General features: G+C 67.6%; 20 protein-coding genes. 8 read left to right on the forward strand and 12 right to left on the reverse strand.

Annotation, left to right across the window (positions count from 1 at the left end; translation table 11 throughout):
* Positions 1 to 146 precede the first annotated feature (146 nt).
* Entirely contained in the window at positions 147 to 770 is a 624-nt protein-coding gene (locus M9945_RS11715) for an extensin family protein (RefSeq protein ID WP_367944631.1), read from the reverse strand.
* A 216-nt stretch (positions 771 to 986) separates the two neighbouring features.
* Positions 987 to 1,415, reverse strand: a complete 429-nt coding sequence (locus tag M9945_RS11720; RefSeq protein ID WP_367930732.1) for a DUF3775 domain-containing protein — start codon at positions 1,413 to 1,415, stop codon at positions 987 to 989.
* Positions 1,416 to 1,514: 99 nt separating this feature from the next.
* Here M9945_RS11720 and M9945_RS11725 point away from each other — a divergent pair, with 99 nt between their 5' ends.
* From M9945_RS11725 to M9945_RS11740, 4 genes are all read left to right on the forward strand, one after another.
* Entirely contained in the window at positions 1,515 to 1,862 is a 348-nt protein-coding gene (locus M9945_RS11725) for a DMT family protein (protein ID WP_367944632.1), read from the forward strand.
* A 205-nt stretch (positions 1,863 to 2,067) separates the two neighbouring features.
* On the forward strand, positions 2,068 to 2,541 hold the full coding sequence (gene greA, locus M9945_RS11730) for a transcription elongation factor GreA (RefSeq protein ID WP_367930733.1): 474 nt from the start codon (positions 2,068 to 2,070) through the stop codon (positions 2,539 to 2,541).
* A 41-nt stretch (positions 2,542 to 2,582) separates the two neighbouring features.
* Entirely contained in the window at positions 2,583 to 3,650 is a 1,068-nt protein-coding gene (locus tag M9945_RS11735) for a glycosyltransferase family 4 protein (protein ID WP_367944827.1), read from the forward strand.
* Positions 3,640 to 4,374, forward strand: coding sequence for a glycosyltransferase family 25 protein (locus tag M9945_RS11740; protein ID WP_367944633.1), 735 nt, complete (start codon positions 3,640 to 3,642; stop codon positions 4,372 to 4,374). The genes M9945_RS11735 and M9945_RS11740 overlap by 11 nt, the downstream gene beginning before the upstream one ends.
* Here the strand turns inward: M9945_RS11740 and M9945_RS11745 are convergent.
* The 7 genes from M9945_RS11745 to lgt all read right to left on the reverse strand — a co-directional run bounded on the left by M9945_RS11745 (position 4,371) and on the right by lgt (position 11,016).
* Complete coding sequence (locus M9945_RS11745) at positions 4,371 to 5,183, reverse strand: glycosyltransferase family 2 protein (protein WP_367944634.1); 813 nt, start codon at positions 5,181 to 5,183, stop codon at positions 4,371 to 4,373. The two genes, M9945_RS11740 and M9945_RS11745, sit on opposite strands and share 4 nt — an antisense overlap.
* A gap of 92 nt (positions 5,184 to 5,275) precedes the next feature.
* Complete coding sequence (locus M9945_RS11750; RefSeq protein WP_367944635.1) at positions 5,276 to 6,208, reverse strand: ribose-phosphate pyrophosphokinase; 933 nt, start codon at positions 6,206 to 6,208, stop codon at positions 5,276 to 5,278.
* 109 nt (positions 6,209 to 6,317) lie between these two features.
* Positions 6,318 to 6,890: a hypothetical protein gene (locus tag M9945_RS11755; RefSeq protein ID WP_367944636.1), complete on the reverse strand. Its 573-nt coding sequence runs from the start codon at positions 6,888 to 6,890 to the stop codon at positions 6,318 to 6,320.
* 75 nt (positions 6,891 to 6,965) lie between these two features.
* On the reverse strand, positions 6,966 to 8,117 hold the full coding sequence (locus tag M9945_RS11760; protein ID WP_367944637.1) for a M24 family metallopeptidase: 1,152 nt from the start codon (positions 8,115 to 8,117) through the stop codon (positions 6,966 to 6,968).
* Complete coding sequence (pgeF, locus tag M9945_RS11765; protein ID WP_367944638.1) at positions 8,117 to 8,911, reverse strand: peptidoglycan editing factor PgeF; 795 nt, start codon at positions 8,909 to 8,911, stop codon at positions 8,117 to 8,119. The genes M9945_RS11760 and pgeF overlap by 1 nt, the downstream gene beginning before the upstream one ends.
* A 180-nt stretch (positions 8,912 to 9,091) precedes the next feature.
* On the reverse strand, positions 9,092 to 10,180 hold the full coding sequence (locus M9945_RS11770; RefSeq protein ID WP_367944639.1) for a class I SAM-dependent methyltransferase: 1,089 nt from the start codon (positions 10,178 to 10,180) through the stop codon (positions 9,092 to 9,094).
* Positions 10,177 to 11,016, reverse strand: coding sequence for a prolipoprotein diacylglyceryl transferase (gene lgt / locus M9945_RS11775; RefSeq protein WP_367944640.1), 840 nt, complete (start codon positions 11,014 to 11,016; stop codon positions 10,177 to 10,179). Before lgt ends, M9945_RS11770 begins: the two co-directional genes overlap by 4 nt.
* Positions 11,017 to 11,193: 177 nt before the next feature.
* Here lgt and M9945_RS11780 point away from each other — a divergent pair, with 177 nt between their 5' ends.
* The 4 genes from M9945_RS11780 (at position 11,194) to M9945_RS11795 (ending at position 13,520) form a co-directional block, all read left to right on the forward strand.
* Positions 11,194 to 11,505 (forward strand): accessory factor UbiK family protein, encoded by a 312-nt coding sequence (locus tag M9945_RS11780; protein ID WP_367944641.1) that lies wholly within the window; start codon positions 11,194 to 11,196, stop codon positions 11,503 to 11,505.
* A 441-nt stretch (positions 11,506 to 11,946) separates the two neighbouring features.
* Positions 11,947 to 12,447, forward strand: coding sequence for a YbjN domain-containing protein (locus M9945_RS11785; RefSeq protein WP_367930743.1), 501 nt, complete (start codon positions 11,947 to 11,949; stop codon positions 12,445 to 12,447).
* Between the two features lie 7 nt (positions 12,448 to 12,454).
* Entirely contained in the window at positions 12,455 to 12,820 is a 366-nt protein-coding gene (locus M9945_RS11790) for a tRNA-binding protein (protein ID WP_367944642.1), read from the forward strand.
* An 88-nt stretch (positions 12,821 to 12,908) separates the two neighbouring features.
* Positions 12,909 to 13,520 (forward strand): AAA family ATPase, encoded by a 612-nt coding sequence (locus M9945_RS11795; protein ID WP_367944643.1) that lies wholly within the window; start codon positions 12,909 to 12,911, stop codon positions 13,518 to 13,520.
* On the opposite strand, the gene M9945_RS11800 is transcribed toward M9945_RS11795, so the two are convergent.
* The 3 genes from M9945_RS11800 to M9945_RS11810 all read right to left on the reverse strand — a co-directional run bounded on the left by M9945_RS11800 (position 13,501) and on the right by M9945_RS11810 (position 16,285).
* On the reverse strand, positions 13,501 to 14,796 hold the full coding sequence (locus tag M9945_RS11800; protein ID WP_367930752.1) for an ATP-binding protein: 1,296 nt from the start codon (positions 14,794 to 14,796) through the stop codon (positions 13,501 to 13,503). The two genes, M9945_RS11795 and M9945_RS11800, sit on opposite strands and share 20 nt — an antisense overlap.
* Positions 14,797 to 14,951: 155 nt before the next feature.
* Positions 14,952 to 15,656, reverse strand: a complete 705-nt coding sequence (locus tag M9945_RS11805; RefSeq protein ID WP_367944828.1) for a response regulator — start codon at positions 15,654 to 15,656, stop codon at positions 14,952 to 14,954.
* 68 nt (positions 15,657 to 15,724) lie between these two features.
* Positions 15,725 to 16,285, reverse strand: a complete 561-nt coding sequence (locus M9945_RS11810; protein ID WP_367944644.1) for a MarR family winged helix-turn-helix transcriptional regulator — start codon at positions 16,283 to 16,285, stop codon at positions 15,725 to 15,727.
* Between the last annotated feature and the right edge of the window lie 222 nt (positions 16,286 to 16,507).

Consider the following 16,507-nt stretch of genomic DNA (forward strand, 5'->3'; position numbering starts at 1 on the left):
CAAGCCCTGCCGCAAGTCTCAATGCCCGGATACGCAACACGCTGGGCTTCCCGAATTCCCTGTCCCTGGAACCGGAATGCTAGCGCCGAACGGTAAAGGAAACCTCAGTGCCGGCCTTTACCCCTGTGGCGCAAATGGGGCGGCGATCACTGGCAGAACGGGTTGCGCCGTTTCGCGAGGTCGAAATGGAAATGATCGGCGTGGTCGGCGTCCGAGCCGGGGCCGAGGACGGTCGCGAACGGGCCGCAGGCCCGCTTGTGCAGCTTGGAGATCAGGGCGAAAGCGCGCGGCTCCTTTTCGGCGTCGTGGGCGCGCACCTCGATGCGCGTGCCGTCGGCCAGCGTCAGCGCGCTCCAGTCGAGCGCGTTGGCGAAGGCGTGCTCGGACAGCTTCGCACCGCCCCTGCGAGCGCGGCAGACATAGGACGACGCCTGCTCGACGGTGACAAGCGGCGCGCCGAACTCCTCCCTGGCGAGCGGGGCGGCGTGGTCGCGCACGAACCGCGCCGAGGCTTCCGCCATGGCGCAGGTCAGTACCGCCTGCGGCTCCAGCGCGACGCCGGCGGAGAGTTTCGAGACGGTGAGGGGATGGGCGGCGGTGCAGCCTTCCGGCTCGCTTATCGGCGTGGCCTCTTCGAAGGCGGCGCCGAGCGCCTTCAGCCGCTCGCGGCAGCGCCTCTCGTCGTCGGGCACCGGAGAGGCGGCGGATTCTGACGCGGGCGAGGGTGCCTCGGCCGGCTTCTCCCGCGGCTTCGGCGCAGGCGTGGCCATGGTCTCCGGCACTTCCCGCGCCTGCGGCCTTTCGGCAGGGGGCGGCATCCTTTCCGGCAAATCCTGCGCATTCCCGCAAACGGGCGGGGCAAAAGCGAGAAAGGGGACGAGAAAGGCCGCGAGGCCTGCGCGTTTTGCCGTGGACATCCCTTCGAGATGGGCAAAGGGCGGGCATCCCGCAACGGCCCGCCGCTTCACTTCGCGTTACGCGCCGTTTCAGGCGCCGATGGCTTCCAGCCCTTCCTCCAGCCAGTCGCCGAGCATCGGCATGCCGAGCAGATAGTTCGACGCCCGTCTGCCTTGGCCGCGCTGGCGCGCCTCGGCGACGACGTCGTCCCATTCGGACGGATCGAAATCGCCGCGGCCGATCCAGGCGAGCGCGATCAGCTCGGCCGCCTCGTCGACATTGAGGTCGTTGATGAGGGCGCGGAGCTCCCGCTCGGTCAGGTCTTCCTCTTCCTCCTCGGCGAGGCCGTCATGCAAGTGGCCGTCGCGCGACTGCTCGTCCAGCTCCACCTCATGCTCGGATCCGGCCTCGTAGTCGCTGCTCAGGCCGGCGGCGATGGCTTTCGCCTTGAGGATGAACAGACGCACCGTGTCCGGGTCGATCGTCAGTTCCCATTCCTTCTCCAGGGGTCTGCGCATGAGAGCCTCCATTGACGGGAGGATGATAGCGGATTTGCCGTGATTTTGACGAGACGGATGTGCCAATGAGATTGCGACTTCTTGTCCGGAAACGATTCGATGTCCCTTCTGTCGCCCAAGATCCTGCCGATCCTGCTTCTCGTCGCCTCCAACGTTTTCATGACCTTCGCCTGGTACGGCCATCTGAAGTTCAAGGCCGCGCCGCTCTACGCCGCCGTGCTGTTCAGCTGGATGATCGCCTTCGTCGAGTACTGGCTGGCCGTGCCCGCGAACCGCATCGGCCACGAGGTCTATTCGGCGGCCGAGCTGAAGACCATGCAGGAGGTGATAACGCTCTGCGTCTTCGTCGTGTTTTCGGTGTTCTACCTCAAGGAGGCGATCACCTGGAATCACCTCCTCGGCTTCGCGCTGATCGCGGCCGGCGCGGCCGTCATCTTCCGGGCGTAGCCCGCTTCCGGCCCTGCGCCTGCGTGACCCGCCGCGCCCGGACGCTTTGCCGCGCGCCAAGATTTCGCGTGAAAAGCGTACAGGAATTGCTATATTTACGCATGAGAAGCATAGAACGGTTCGTTGGCCGAGGCTGCCGGACCGTTTTCTTTTTGTGTGGCGCGCCTTGCGGCGCGGGACGGAAAAGGACGAAAGGTCGAACGACATGAACAAGGTTCCGATGACGGTCGGTGGGTTCGAGGCTCTGAAGGAAGAGCTGCGCTGGCGTCAGCAGGAGGAACGCCCGCGCATCATCGAGGCGATCTCTGAGGCGCGCTCGCACGGCGACCTTTCGGAAAACGCCGAATACCATGCCGCCAAGGAAGCGCAGAGCCTGAACGAGGGCCGCGTCGGCGAGCTGGAAGACCTGATCGCGCGCGCCGAGGTCATCGACGTGACGAAGCTTTCCGGCGACACGATCAAGTTCGGTGCGACCGTTGTGCTCGTGGACGAGGACACCGAGGAGGAGAAGACCTACCAGATCGTCGGCGACCAGGAAGCCGACGTGAAGGCCGGCCGCATCTCCATTTCCTCGCCGATCGCGCGCGCGCTGATCGGCAAGGCCGTCGGCGACGAGATCGAGGTCAACGCGCCGGGGGGCGCGCGCGGATACGAGATCGTCCAGCTGCGCTGGGCGTGAGCCTGCCGCGCGAACCGGGCCCTGAAATCGCCCGCGTCGAGATGGCGCGGGTGGAGGTCGTCGTTCCGAATTTCAAGCAGCGGCTTTCCGGGGTGACCAGCACCATCATCCAGCTCGTCCCCCTCCAGAAGAAGATGATCGGCGTCGCGACGCTCGGTCCCGGCCTGCCGGACGAACTGCCGAGGATCGCCTGGTGGCAGGTCCCGGCGCTGCTCGGGCGGCCGAAGGGCGCGCCGTTCCGCGTCTGGCATGCGCGGCGCAATGTCGAGATGCTCGGCGGGCTGATCCTGCGCCACGTGTTCCGCGCGCCGCTGAAGCTCGTCTTCACCTCCGCGTCGCAGCGTGTGCACACCGGCTGGACTCGCTTCCTCATCGCCCGCATGGACCGGGTGATCGCCACCAGCCGCAAGACCTCGGCCTATCTCAGGGTGCCGAACACCGTGATCATGCACGGCATCGACACCGGACGCTTCCGCCCGCCGCGCGACCGCGCCGAGGCGGCACGGGAACTCGGCCTCGACCCGGAAAGGCTCTATGCCGGCTGCTTCGGTCGGGTGCGCCGTCAGAAGGGCACCGATCTCTTCGTCGACGCGATGATCGCGCTGCTGCCGCACCATCCGCAATGGTCGGCCCTCGTCGCCGGCCGGGCGACGTCCGGCCACGCCGCCTTCGAGGAAGAGCTGAAGTCGCGGGTGGCGCAGGCCGGGCTGGCCGACCGTATTCTTTTCGTCGGCGAGCATCGCGACATCGACCGCTGGTATCGGGCGCTGTCGCTCTATATCGCGCCGCAGCGCTGGGAAGGCTTCGGCCTGACCCCGCTCGAGGCGATGGCGAGCGGCGCGCCGGTGGTGGCGACCGATGTCGGCGCGTTCTCAGAACTGATCGTGCCCGGTGAGACCGGCAGCATCGTTCCCGCGAACGATCTCGGGGCCATGCAAGCCGCCGTCGAGCCCTATCTTGCCGACCCTGCCTTCACGGCAAAGCAGGGCGAGGCCGGCCGCCGCCATGTCGAGGCCAACTTTCGGCTTTCTGATGAGGCCGGGCGACTGGTCGAAATATACAGGCGGCTTGCCGAAGGCCGCGAAGCGAAGGGCCTCGATGCGTGTTGAAGGCTTCGTCATCCATCTCGCGCGCGCCACGCAGCGCCGGCCGCAGGTCGAGGCATTGCGTGCCCGCCTGCCGATGCCGGTCCATGTGATCGACGCCGTCGACGGCCGTGCGATGACGCCGGCCGAGATCGCCGTCGTCTGCCGGCCCGCGCTCTATCGGCCGTATTATCCCTTCGCGCTCAATTGCGGCGAGATCGGCTGCTTCCTCAGCCATCGCAAGGCGTGGCGCGAGATCGTCGAGCGCGGCCTCGACGCCGGGCTGGTCGTGGAGGACGACGTCAGCGTCGACATCGACGGGCTGGCGCGGATCATGGACCTCGTGAAGACGCGCGCCGGGCCGGGGGATTTCGTGCGGTTCCCGCAGAAGCACGGCGGCGAGACCGGGCCGGTCGTCGGCACCGGCAATGGTGGCGCGTCGCTCATAGAGCCTGTGACGCCGGCCTTCGGCATGGTGATGCAACTCGTCGGCCGCGACGCGGCGCAGAAGCTGCTGGCAGCGACGGAAACCTTCGACCGCCCGGTCGACGCCGTCCTCCAGATGCGCTGGCTGCACGGCGTGCGCATCCTTTCGGCACGGCCGCTGGTGACGAAGGAGATCAGCCACGAGCTGGGCGGAACGCTGGTCCAGGCAAGCCGGCGCGGCCTGATCGAGACCATCGTGCGCGAGGTGCGCCGCCCGCTCTATCGCGGCTCGGTGCGCCTGAAGAACCGGCTCGGGACCTAGGAACCGGGGTCGAAAGTGTCCGGCCGTCGCGCGGCGCGGTATTTCTGGTAGAGCATCGCCTCGGCCATGAAGGCATAGGCCGCGCCCGTCGCCGCGTGGATGAAGCCCGGCCAGCCGCACAGGAAGAACCGCTTGGCGAGGTAGAGCTTCAGGAAATAGAGCGGCGGGTTGAAGACCAGCCGGAAGAAGCGCGGCGACTTCCCCTTGCGCAGCAACTGCTTGGCCTTGAGGTTGGCGTAGGTCTTTTCCTTGACGATCTGCTCCTCCAGCGGCAGCGCGCGGGCGTGGAGGATCTTTCCGCGCGGGGCCGTGCGGAACTCGCCCTCGACGAAAAGGCTCTCATGCACCAGCGTGTCGGTGGCGTAGGCGGCGAAGCCGCGCCGCGTCAGCCGCACGGACGCGCCGTAGCGCACCGCCTCCGGCACGTAGCCGTAGGCGTAGAGCGACAGGCGGAAATCGAGGCGCCACGCATTGACGCCGGCGGACGCTGTGACAAGGCGACCGAGTTCCTCCCGCAGCGCCTCGTCGAGGCGCTCGTCCGCGTCGAGCGAAAGGCACCAGGGCTGGCTGCACTGGTCGAGCGCGAACTGCTTCTGCGCGGCGTAACCGGGCCATGGCCTCTCGAACAGACGTATCGGATAGCCCTTGCCGATATAGTCCTCGATCAGCGCCAGCGTGCCGTCGGTCGAGCCCGAATCGACGATGATTATCTCGGCGCAATCGGAAAGGCTCTCGATGCAGCCGCCGAGCCAGGCGACCTCGTCGCAGCATATGACATAGGCGGAAACGGGCAGGCGCGAACCGGTCATCGAGCGTCTCTGCTTTGCAGATGAGGCACGTATGTGGCAGAAGCCGCGCCGGTTGCCAACCGTCGGCGTTTCCCACCATCAGCCGAACAGGTTCAGTCGAACAGGCTTGAGACGGACTGCTCGCTCGCCGTGCGCGAGATCGCCTCGCCGATCAGGTCGGCGATCGAGATCACGCGGATGTTCGGCGCGGCCTCGACCGCCGAGGTCGGCTGGATCGAATCGGTGATCACCAGCTCCTTCAACTTGGAGGAGGTGATGCGCGTCACGGCGCCGCCCGAAAGCACGCCATGGGTGATGTAGGCGGTGACGCTCGTCGCGCCGTTGGCGAGCAGCGCGTCGGCCGCGTTGCACAGCGTGCCGCCGGAATCGACGATGTCGTCGATCAGCAGGCAGTCCTTGCCGCGCACGTCGCCGATGATGTTCATCACTTCCGATTCGCCGGGCTTCTCGCGGCGCTTGTCGACGATGGCGAGCAGCGCGTCGAGCCGCTTGGCGAGCGCCCGGGCGCGCACCACGCCGCCGACGTCGGGCGACACGACCGTCACGTTCGGCAGCTCGTAATGCTTCTTCACGTCGCGGGCGAGGACCGGAACCGCGAACAGATTGTCGGTCGGGATGTCGAAGAAGCCCTGGATCTGCCCGGCGTGGAGGTCGAGCGTCAGCACGCGGTCGGCGCCTGCCTGGGTGATGAGGTTCGCCACCAGCTTGGCCGAGATCGGCGTGCGGCCCGAGGCGCGGCGGTCCTGCCGCGCATAGCCGAAATAGGGGATGACCGCCGTGATGCGCCGCGCCGAGGACCGGCGGAAGGCGTCGATCATGATCAGCAGCTCCATCAGGTGGTCGTTGGCCGGAAAGGAGGTCGACTGAAGGATGAAGACATCCTCGCCGCGCACGTTCTCCTGGATCTCGACGAAGATTTCCTGGTCCGCGAAGCGGCGCACGCTGGCCTTGCCGAGCGGAATGTTGAGATAGCGGGCTACGGCCTCGGCCAGAACCCGATTGGAGTTGCCCGCAAAAAGCTTCATGAACGTTCCCCGGCGAAGGATATGTGCGGGCTTTTAACGGCGTCAGCCCGTATTGCAAGCGCGAAGGGCAAGATACGCCCTGTTTCCGCAGATTGGATCGGCGCCCTGCCTATCCCTGGCGTCCCGAAAGCCAGGTCGCGAGGCGGTCGATGGTCTCGTCGGCGATCGATTCCATCGTCGCCGGGCGCACGTCGTCCCAGCCGTCCGCGCCGGAGGAGGGGGCTTTCGCCTGCCCCTGGATGCGGTGGACTCGGGTGCCGGCGGGGTCGGTCACGTCCCAGACATAGATCACCGTCGTCTGGCCGCTGTCGGAGATGGCCGAGAAATAACCCTTCATGACCAGCGTCGCCGAGGAATCTCCGGTGCCGACCAGCGCGATGCCGTGCGCGCCGGCCCGTGCGGAGAGCCTGCCGGCAAGTGGCGTCGCCGCGTTGGCGGGCGCGCCGACCACGGGCGCGAACTGGACGCGCGCGTCGGTGGCGATGGCCGCGACCTGTCCGGGCGTCGTGCCCGGCGCGGCCGGCGTCGCCAGCGGAAAGGCCGTCGGGGAGGCGGGGGCGGGAGGGGTGCCGACCAGCGCGGTCGGCTCCAGCACCTGCGAGCTGGTGCAGCCGGCAAGGCCGAGTGCCGCGCAGACGAGGCCGGCCGCGGCGAAGACGATGTGAGGCGCGCGTGGCATCATGAAGCCCTCCTGCGCCGCGCACGGCACGACGGCGGCCGCCATCGGCCGTTGCGGCGACATCCGCGCATAATGCCGTCAGCGGACGATCAAGTCGAGACCGTGGCGCGAAAGCGGCTTCGGCGCGCCTTCGCTGGTCAGGTAGGTGCGGCCGAGCGTCATCGCCGTCCCCGAATCGGAGTCCATCACCACCATGTGCGCGAACAGCGTCATGCCCGGCGCGATCGGCTCGGGATTGCCGGCGAGGAACATCTGCGGCTCCATCCACGACGGCGCGAAGCGCGCGCCGACCGAATAGCCGCAGGCGTTCAGCCGGTGGCGGGTCAGGCCATGCGCTTCCATGATTCGGGCATGGGCGTCGAACACGTCGCCGAAGGTGTTGCCCGGCACCATCGCCTCCTCGCAGGCGACCAGCGCGTCATACGCGGCCTCGTAGAGCTCCTGATGCCGCTTCGTCGCCTTGCCGGTCAGGACCGTGCGCATCATCGGCGCGTGGTAGTGGTGGAAGGCGCCGGCCCATTCCAGCGTCAGCTGGTCGTTCTTGTTGAGCTTGCGCCGCCCGCTCTTGTAGCGGCACAGGAGCGCGTCCGCGCCCGAGCCGATGACGAACTCGTTGGCCGGATAGTCGCCGCCGCCGATGAACACCGCGCCCTGCATCGCCGCCAGGATCGCGCCTTCGTCGCCGCCCTGCTTGATGAGCGGCAGCGCCGCGTCTAGCGCGTCGTCGGAAAGCGCGGCCGCCTTTTCCGCCTTGGCGATCTCGGCCGCGCTCTTGAACAGGCGAAGGCGCGGGATGATGGCGGAGGCGTCCTCCGCGGTGCCGAAGGTCTTCAGCTCCTCGTCGAGCAGGCGGCCGTTCTTCGCCGTCAGCCCGTGCGTGTCGTATTCGACGCCGATGCGGCAGCCGAGAAGATCGAGATCGTTCAGCAGGTTGCGCAGCTCGGCCGCCGGGTTGGCCCCGTCGCGGTCGGTCCAGACGACGACGTTGTCGAGGGTCGAGGTCTGGCGTGCCTGCCTGATATCGGCCGAGCGTGTCATCAGCACCATCTGCCCGTCCGCCTTGACGACGAGGCACTGGAAGAAGCAGAAGCCGAACGTGTCGTAGCCGGTCAGCCAGTACATGCTTTCCTGCGCGAACACGAGCAGCGCGTCGAGCTTCCTCTGCGCCATCTCGATGGTGAGCCGGTCGCGCCGCGCGTCGAATTCTGTCTGGTCGAAATGCAGCGCCATCAGCGGTCCTCCAGCACGATTGCCGAAATCTGTCTTCCGTAGTCGCCTTCGCCCCGGTGCGTCGCGCGCCGGTAGGAGAAGAAGCTCTCCTCCTCGGCATAGGTGCAGCGGTCGATGCCGTGCGCCGTCACGCCGGCCTGTGAGAGACGGTCGAGCGTATAGCGGTTCAGGTCGAAAAGCGCATGCCCCGGCTTGGGGGACGGCCGGAAATAATCGCCGTTCGCGGCCGAGGCGGCGGCGAAACGGTCGACGAATTCCGGCCCGACCTCGTAATTGTCCGGCCCGATGGACGGGCCGAGCACGGCGACGATACGCTGGCGCCGCGCGCCGAGCTTCTCCATCGCCTCGATGGTCGATTCGAGAACTCCGGTCAGCGCGCCCTTCCAGCCGGCATGGGCCGCGCCGATCACGCCGGCTTCCGCATCGGCGTAGAGGACCGGGCCGCAATCGGCAGTCAGCACGCCGAGCGCCAGCCCCGGCCGGTCGGTGACGAGCGCGTCGGCCTTCGGCCGCTCGCCATCGAACGGCTCGCGCACGACGAGCGCGTCGGGCGAGTGGATCTGGTAGAGGCTGAGCAGGTTCTGCGGCGCGACGCCGAGCGTCGCGGCGATTCGTGCACGGTTCTCGACGACGTTCTCGCGCGCATCCTGCGAGCCGACGCCGGCGTTCAGCCCGCGATAGATGCCGTCCGACACGCCGCCGGCACGGGTGAAGAAACCGTGCCTCAGCCCTTGTCGCGCCAGCTTTTCGAGCGCGGGGGACCGGATCGGGTCCGGTTTTACGCTGTCGTGCATCCGCTGTCCTGTTGTCCTTCCGGCCGCCCTTTAAAGGCGTGTTTTCGTCACGCCTCGCGACCCCTCGTGGTTCGGCGCGGCCCTGTTGGTTCGCTCCGGATCGTGAGACAGGCGGGGGCGCGCTGTCAATCCGCCCCGTGGCCGCCCCGTGACCGCCCCATGGCCGCCCTGTCGCCGCTGTCAGCCCTGCGCGGCAAATGGCGGCAGCACCGTCCCCTTGCGCGTGACGCACAGCACCTTGAAAAGATCGCCCATCGCCTCCGGCCCGGCCAGCCGCTCGACCTCGCCGCGCAACCGCTCGCGCGTGGCCTCGTCCGCCGCCGCGCCGAGCGCCCCGGCGCGCTCCAGAAGGCCGAGGCCGACGAGGAAAGCGCCCTGCGTCGTCGTCCGTACCTCGAGGCCGTGCGCCTGCGCGATACGGGCAAGGGCGAAGAAATCGACATGGCTTGTCAAATCCGCCTCGCCGGGATTGGCGAGAGCGTCGTCATAGGCATGCTTGCGCACCGCTTGCAGCGTGTCGCCGAGCCCCGGCCGGAGATGGCCGTAGTCGATGAACAGCGCCGCGCCGCCGTCGCGGACGATGCGGGCGGAAATCCCGGCCATCAGCGCCTCGCGCGCCGGGGCGGTCTCGAAGATCGCGCCTTCGGGCGCATCCATGGCCCCGTGCGGCAGGAGGGCGGGGTCGATGCCGGCCGCGCCGGCCATGAAGCGGAGCGCGCCGTCGTTATCGAGGCCGACCACGCGCTCGGGCCAGCCCTGCGCCGTCCTGACGAACTGGCGCACCGGCAGCGCGTCGAACAGCTCGTTGCCGACGATGACGAGCGGCGTCGCGGGAAGCGCAGCGATCTCGGAGAACCATGTCGGCCGGCCGCGCCCGCTGGCGAGCCGCTCCTTCTGGAGCGCGGCGAGGCGCGGGCTCGCCTCGATCAGCGCGATGCGCGCGCGGGTGACGAAGCCGGTGTCGAGCCGGTCGAGCGTGCGCAGCATATCGGCCATCAGCGTGCCGCGGCCGGGGCCGATCTCGGCCAGCGTCATCGGCATCGGCCGGTCCATGGCCGCCCAGGCCGAATAGGCCCAGACCGCGACCAGCTCGCCGAACATCTGGCTGATCTCCGGCGCGGTGGTGAAGTCGCCCGCGACGCCGAACGGCTCGCGGGTTGTGTAGTAGCCGGCGTCCGGGTCGAACAGGCAGGACGCCATGTAGTCGGAAACGGAGATCGGGCCCGCGGCGGCGATGAGCTCCCGCAGCCGCTCCTTCAGCGCCGTCATGAGGCGGCGGCCTTCGCGCGCAGCATCGCCCACAGGCCGATCAGCACCATCGGCACCGACAGAACCATGCCCATGGTCAGCCAGCCGCCGGCCAGATAGCCGATATGGGCGTCCGGCTCGCGGAAGAGCTCGACGAGGATGCGCGCCGTGCCGTAGCCGGCGACCATCGCCCCGGCGACGAAGCCGGGCGCCTTCAGCTTCAGCGCCGAATGGGTGAGGAGCCGCAGCACGAGGAACAGGACGAGCCCTTCGAGCAGCGCCTCGTAGAGCTGGCTCGGATGGCGCGGCTCCGGCCCGCCATTGGGGAAGACGAAGGCCCAGGGCACGTCGCTGACCCGGCCCCACAGCTCGGAATTGATGAAGTTGGTGAGCCGCACCAGCCCGAAGCCGACCGGCACGCCGGCGGCGATGACGTCGAACAGGCTCCACGCGCTGAACCCGCGCCGGCGCGCGAACAGGATCATCGCGACGGTGACGCCCGTCAGCCCGCCGTGGAACGACATGCCGCCCTGCCAGACGGCGAGGATGTCGCCGGGCCTCTCGATGTAGCGGGCGAAATCGTAGAACAGGATGTAGCCGAGCCGGCCGCCGAGGACGACGCCGGCCGCCGCCGAGAGCAGGAAATCGTCGATGTCGACGCCCGAGATCGGCGCCTTGCCGCCCGCCCACAGGCGGTCGTTGGCGACAAGGCGCTTGGCGTACCACCAGGCGAACAGGATGCCGACGACATAGCCGAGCCCGTACCAGTGGACCGCCAGCGGGCCGATGCGGACGATCACCGGGTCGATTTCGGGAAAGGGCAGGGCGGCGAGCGGCAGAAAGAGGAGGTCGCTCAAGACGGGTGTTTCCTTGCCGGTTCAGTGGCTGCGCATGGGGCCGCATATGGAGCGCAAGCGCTGTCGAGGTCAAGGCAAAGACAAGCGCCGCGAAGCGGCCTGCGACGCCGCGCACCTTGCAATCCGCCGCGCCGGGGACTACTTCCCTCCTGTCGAGCGAAAGCAGGGCCGCCAGCCATGACCACCGGACCGAACCGCATTCTGGACGAATTCGCCAAGCTGATGACCGACGCGGCCGGGGCCGCGCAGGGCGTACGCCGCGAGGTGGAGACGGCGTTCCGCGCCCAGGCCGAGCGCCTGTTCAACTCGATGGACATGGTCCAGCGCGAGGAATTCGAGGCGGTGCGCGAGATGGCGCTGAAGGCGCGGGCCGAGAATGAGGCGCTGTCCGCCCGTATCGCCGTGCTCGAGGCGAAGCTCGGGCTCGCCGCGGCCGCCGAAGAGCCGAAGAAGCCGGCCGCGAAGCCCCGGGCGAAAAAAGCCGACTGACGGGCTGGAGCAGTAGGCGTTCTGACGAACGCAGCTTCCGTTGCTCCAGCTTCTTTCCTTCAGCCGCATTTATGCGACGTCAGACGATCCCGTCTGACTGCAAAATGCTCTAAGCTTTTCCACATTGCGGTGCAGCGAAAAAGTGCTTGCGCCAGAGTCGCTTAGGCGTTGCCGCGCGTGGCGCGCCGGCTTTCTATCCACACCGCAGATTGTTACGCCTCAAAAAAGGGGCTGTTCAGACGACTCCGCTGCAATAGACTGAATTTGCTGCATGATTCGAAGCGTGATTTGACGCTCGCATGCGCCGGGCGGCGGGGCCGGCCGGGCAGAGGTTGCGTCGCCCGCCATCCCGCTTTCCTCGAGTGCCGGTTTCCGTAACGCGTGCTCCGACCCATGGCGTACGCGAACGCCCTTTTGCGACTGACAGGAAGAGACTTCCTTATGAATCTTCTGGAACTCGACATTGCCCGCGACCTTCATCCGGTGGATGTCATCGAGCATGTCGCCACGATGAACGACTGGTCCTTCGAGCGCACCGGCGACGACGAGATCGCGATTTCGGTCGCCGGCACCTATGCCAACTACCACGTCTCGTTTTCGTGGATGGAGGATTTCGAGGCGCTGCATCTGGCCTGCGCCTTCGACCTCAAGGTGCCGGAGGCACGCACGCTGGAGGTGATGCGGCTGCTCTCGCTCATCAACGAGCAGATGCTGATCGGCCATTTCGACCTGTGGGAGCAGGAGGGCGCGATCATGTTCCGCCAGGCGCTGCTGCTCGCCGGCGGCGCGGAGCCGACCAGCCAGCAGGTCGAGGTGCTGCTTTCCTCGGCGCTGGAGGCCTGCGAATGCTACTATCCGGCGTTCCAGTTCGTCGTCTGGTCTGGCACCAACGCGCGTGAGGCGCTGGCGAACGTTTTGTTCGAGACGCAAGGGACCTGCTGAGGCCGCCATGAGCTCAGAAGCGTCAGGGGCCGTGCGGCCCGAGATCGGCTATGCCGACTTCGAGCGGGTCGACATCCGAATCGGCACCGTCGTCGCGGCCGAGCCGTACCCGGAAGCGCGCAAGCCGGCGATCAAGCTGCGCATCGATTTCGGCCCCGGCATCGGCGAGAAGAAATCGTCGGCCCAGATCACGCGCCACTACACGCCCGAGAGCCTCGTCGGCCGGCAGGTGATGGCGGTGGTGAACTTCCCGCCGCGCCAGATCGGCAAGTTCCTGTCGGAGGTGCTGACGCTCGGCTTCCCCGATGCCGACGGCGAGGTGGTGCTGGCGGTCGTCGACAAGTCGGTCCCGAACGGCGGCAAGCTGTTCTAGCTCTTTGTTTTTACGCAATTCCGGACGGAAAAGTGCTTCACACTTTTCCTGGAATTGCTCGGGCGCTTCCCGCGCCTCCGAGATGCCCATGACAAACGAAAATGCCTGCCTGCCGGGGAACCCGGCGCTCGGCGAGAGCGGTCTCGCCGTGATCCTGTCGGGCTGCTCGGGCGGCGGGAAATCGACGCTCCTCGATGCCCTGGCGGCGCGCGGCTACATCGTGTGGCCGGAGGCGGGCCGCCAGATCGTGCGCGAGGAGATGCATCTCGGCGGCGACGGCCTGCCATGGGCGAACGCGGAGAAATTCGTCACGCTCGCCGCCTCGCGCACCATGTACTTCTTCAACGCCGCCGAAATCGCGACAAGACCCGTCTTCTTCGACAGGTCGCTGGTCGATCTCACCTCCTTCCTCGAGCTGAAGGGCATCGACGTGCCCGCTCATCTCCAGCGCGCGGTAGAGACCTACCGCTACCGGCGCGACGTGTTCGTGGTTCCGCCGTGGCCCGACATCTTCGCCGCCGACGCCGAGCGCCGGAAATCGTTCGAGGACGCCTGCCGCGAATACGAGGCGCTGGTCGAAGGCTATCGCGCCGCAGGCTACGGGCTGGTCGAGGTGCCGAGGCTCGGCGTAGAGGCGCGCGCCGACTTCGTCCTTCGCCATCTCGACGAGAGCGTCCCCCTTAGGCCGGAATCGAGATGACGGCGCGCAGGCCGCCGAGCGGGCTGTCCTCCAGCGCGATGTCGCCGCCATGGCTGCGGGCGATGTCGCGGGCGATGGAGAGACCGAGCCCGGTGCCGCCCGAATCCTGGTTGCGCGCGTCGTCGAGGCGCACGAAGGGCTTGAACACCTCCTCGCGCTTGTCCGGCGGAATGCCGGGCCCGTCGTCGTCGACGACGATGAGCAGCACGCCGCCGGCATGGGTGGCGTCGACCTCGACGGTCTTCGCATAGCGCAGAGCGTTGCCGATCAGGTTGGAAAGCAGCCGCGAGAAGGCGTTGGGCTTGACGGTGATCTCGGGGTCGCCGGTCAGCGACGTGCGCAGCTGGCGCTTGCGCAGGCGCGCTTCCTCGACCTGCTTCTCGAGGAAGCCGGCGAGGTCGAAGCTGACGGCGCTTTCCCCGGTCTCGCCACGGGCGAAGGCGAGATAACCCTCCAGCATCGACTGCATGTCGTCGACGTCCTGGTTGAGCGCGTCGCGGTCGGCCTTGGAGCCGCCGAGGGCGAGCTGGAGCTTGAACCGGGTGAGAATGGTGCGCAGGTCGTGGCTCACCCCGCTCAACATCGCGGTGCGCTGCTCGATCTGGCGCTCGATGCGCTCGCGCATCTGGATGAAGGCGAGGCCGGCCCGGCGCACCTCGTCGGCGCCGCGCGGCTTGAAGTTGCTCGGCATCGGCCGGCCCTTGCCGAAGCTCTCGGCCGCCTCGGCCAGATTGAGGATCGGCCGGATCTGGTTGCGCAGGAAGGCGACGGCGATGGCGATCAGCACCAGCGAGGTGCCGACCATCCACAACAGGAAGATGTGGGTGTTGGAGGCGTAGGTGTGGCTGCGCCGGGCGAAGACGCGCAACACCTTGTCGTCGAGCCGGATGCGGATTTCGACGATCGAGGAATCGCCGACCGTGTCGAGCCAGAACGGCCGGTTGATCTGGCGGGTGATCTGCTGGCCGAGCGAATAGTCGAGGATGGAGAAGAACGGCTTCGAGCCGGGCGAGGGCAGCGGGTCGGGCGGCAGGAGGTCGATCTTGAGCTGGAGCCGTTCCTGGGCGATGCGGGCGACCTCGGCGAGGTCGCGGTCCTGCGGCCAGGTCTCGATCATGTCGATGATGGCGGCGATGTCGCGGGTGACGGCCGTCGACAGCCGCTCGGTGACGGTCTGCCAGTGGCGTTCCATGAAGACGAAGGCGATGACCGACTGGAGCAGGATCATCGGCGCGATGACGATGATGAGCGAGCGGGCGTAGAGCCGCTTCGGCATCCATTGCGCGATATACCGCCATGGCCACCGCGCGCCCTTGAAGGTTTTCGCGGCCGGGCGCGGAAAGCCGGGATCGGCCGAATGCGCCTCGCTCCTGCGCGTCTCGATGTCGGAACTCGCCATGCAGCCCTTCTCCGCCGCGCAGGGCGGCGCTTCTACTCGACGCTCAGCCGGTATCCGACGCCGCGAACCGTTTGCAGCCACACCGGGTTGGACGGATCGCGCTCGATCTTGCGGCGCAGGCGGTTGATCTGGACGTCGATGGTGCGCTCGCCGACCTCCGAATCCGAGCCGATCAGCTCGTGGCGCGGGATGGTGTCGCCGGCGCGCTCGGCGAAGATGGCGAGGATTTCCTGCTCCCGGTCGGTAAGCTTGATCAGGTCGCCGTTCTTCTTCAGCTCGCGCCGGGCGATCTGGAACGTATAGGGGCCGAAGACGATCTGCTCGACCTTGGGCGCGGGCTGGGGGCCGCCGCGCCGTAGGATGTTGTTGAGCCGCAGCAGCAATTCGCGCGGGTCGAACGGCTTGGGCAGGTAATCGTCGGCCCCGGCCTCGAGCCCGGCGACGCGGCTGTCGGTCTCCGACAGCGCCGTCAGCATCAGGATCGGGACCTTCTTTTCCTCGCGCAGCGAGCGGGTGAGCTGGACGCCGCTTTCGCCCGGCATCATCACGTCGAGGACGATCATGTCGAAGTCGAGCCCGGCGAGCTTGCGCCGCGCCTCGGCGGCGTTGCCGGCCACGGTGACGCGGTAGCCGTTCTCGCTCAGGAACTGCCTGAGCAGGGTGCGGATGCGCGTGTCGTCGTCGACGACCAGGAGGTGAGGGGCGTCGTCGCCCGGAACGACCGCATCGTGCGTCATCGACAGGTGATCCTCCGCTTGGGTGGTGGTCCCGCTCGGCCCGAGTGTAACCTGCCTGTCCATCGCGGTCATCCTGCCCGTTGCGTGCCGGGTGCGATCTGTTCGCGCAGCTCGGGATTGACCATCCCCATCAGGAAGCGCTCGACCACGGCGCGCTCGTCCGGCCCGGCCTCGGCCAGCGCCGCGGCGATGCGGCGCGACTGCGGCGCGGCCAGCGCCAGCGCCAGCGCCCGCCCGCGCACGGTCGGGTAGAGCTCGCGCTGGCGGCGGTCGCGCGGGCCCTGGATCTGGACGATATGGCCGGTGTCCAGCAGCTGCTTGAGCACGCGGGCGAGGCTCTGCTTGGTGATCTTGAGGACGTCGAGAAGCTCGGCGACCGTGAGGCCCGGCCGGCGGTTGACGAAGTGGACCACGCGGTGGTGGGCGCGGCCGAAGCCGTATTCGGCGAGGATCTGGTCGGGATCGGAGGTGAAGTCGCGATAGGCGAAGAAAAGCAGCTCGATGATGGCGAAGTCGAGGCCGTCCCCGGCCGACAGGGCAGCCCTGATCGGTTCGGTGCTGCGTTCGCCGGTCTGCGAGGCCTCGCTCTGGGCCGTGCCGGCATGGGCTGTCGTGGTGTTGCCTGTCATAACTCTCAGTCGCGTTTGTGCCAGTCCGATTTATGTCAGTGTTATTGACATAATTTAGGCGAAGGGATAATTTTTGACAATCTTCTGGGCCGTTCGCGCATGATTGTGAAAGATGGCGGAATTTTCTGCCGGTGTTTCCTTCAATCCGTCTCGCAATCGGCGTAGATTTATGGTTTCGCGCCTCCGGTTAGCGGAGCGCGCGCGGCGCGTCCAATGAAAACA

It is taken from the genome of Aquamicrobium sp. (assembly GCF_023954335.1).
GTDB lineage: Bacteria > Pseudomonadota > Alphaproteobacteria > Rhizobiales > Rhizobiaceae > Aerobium.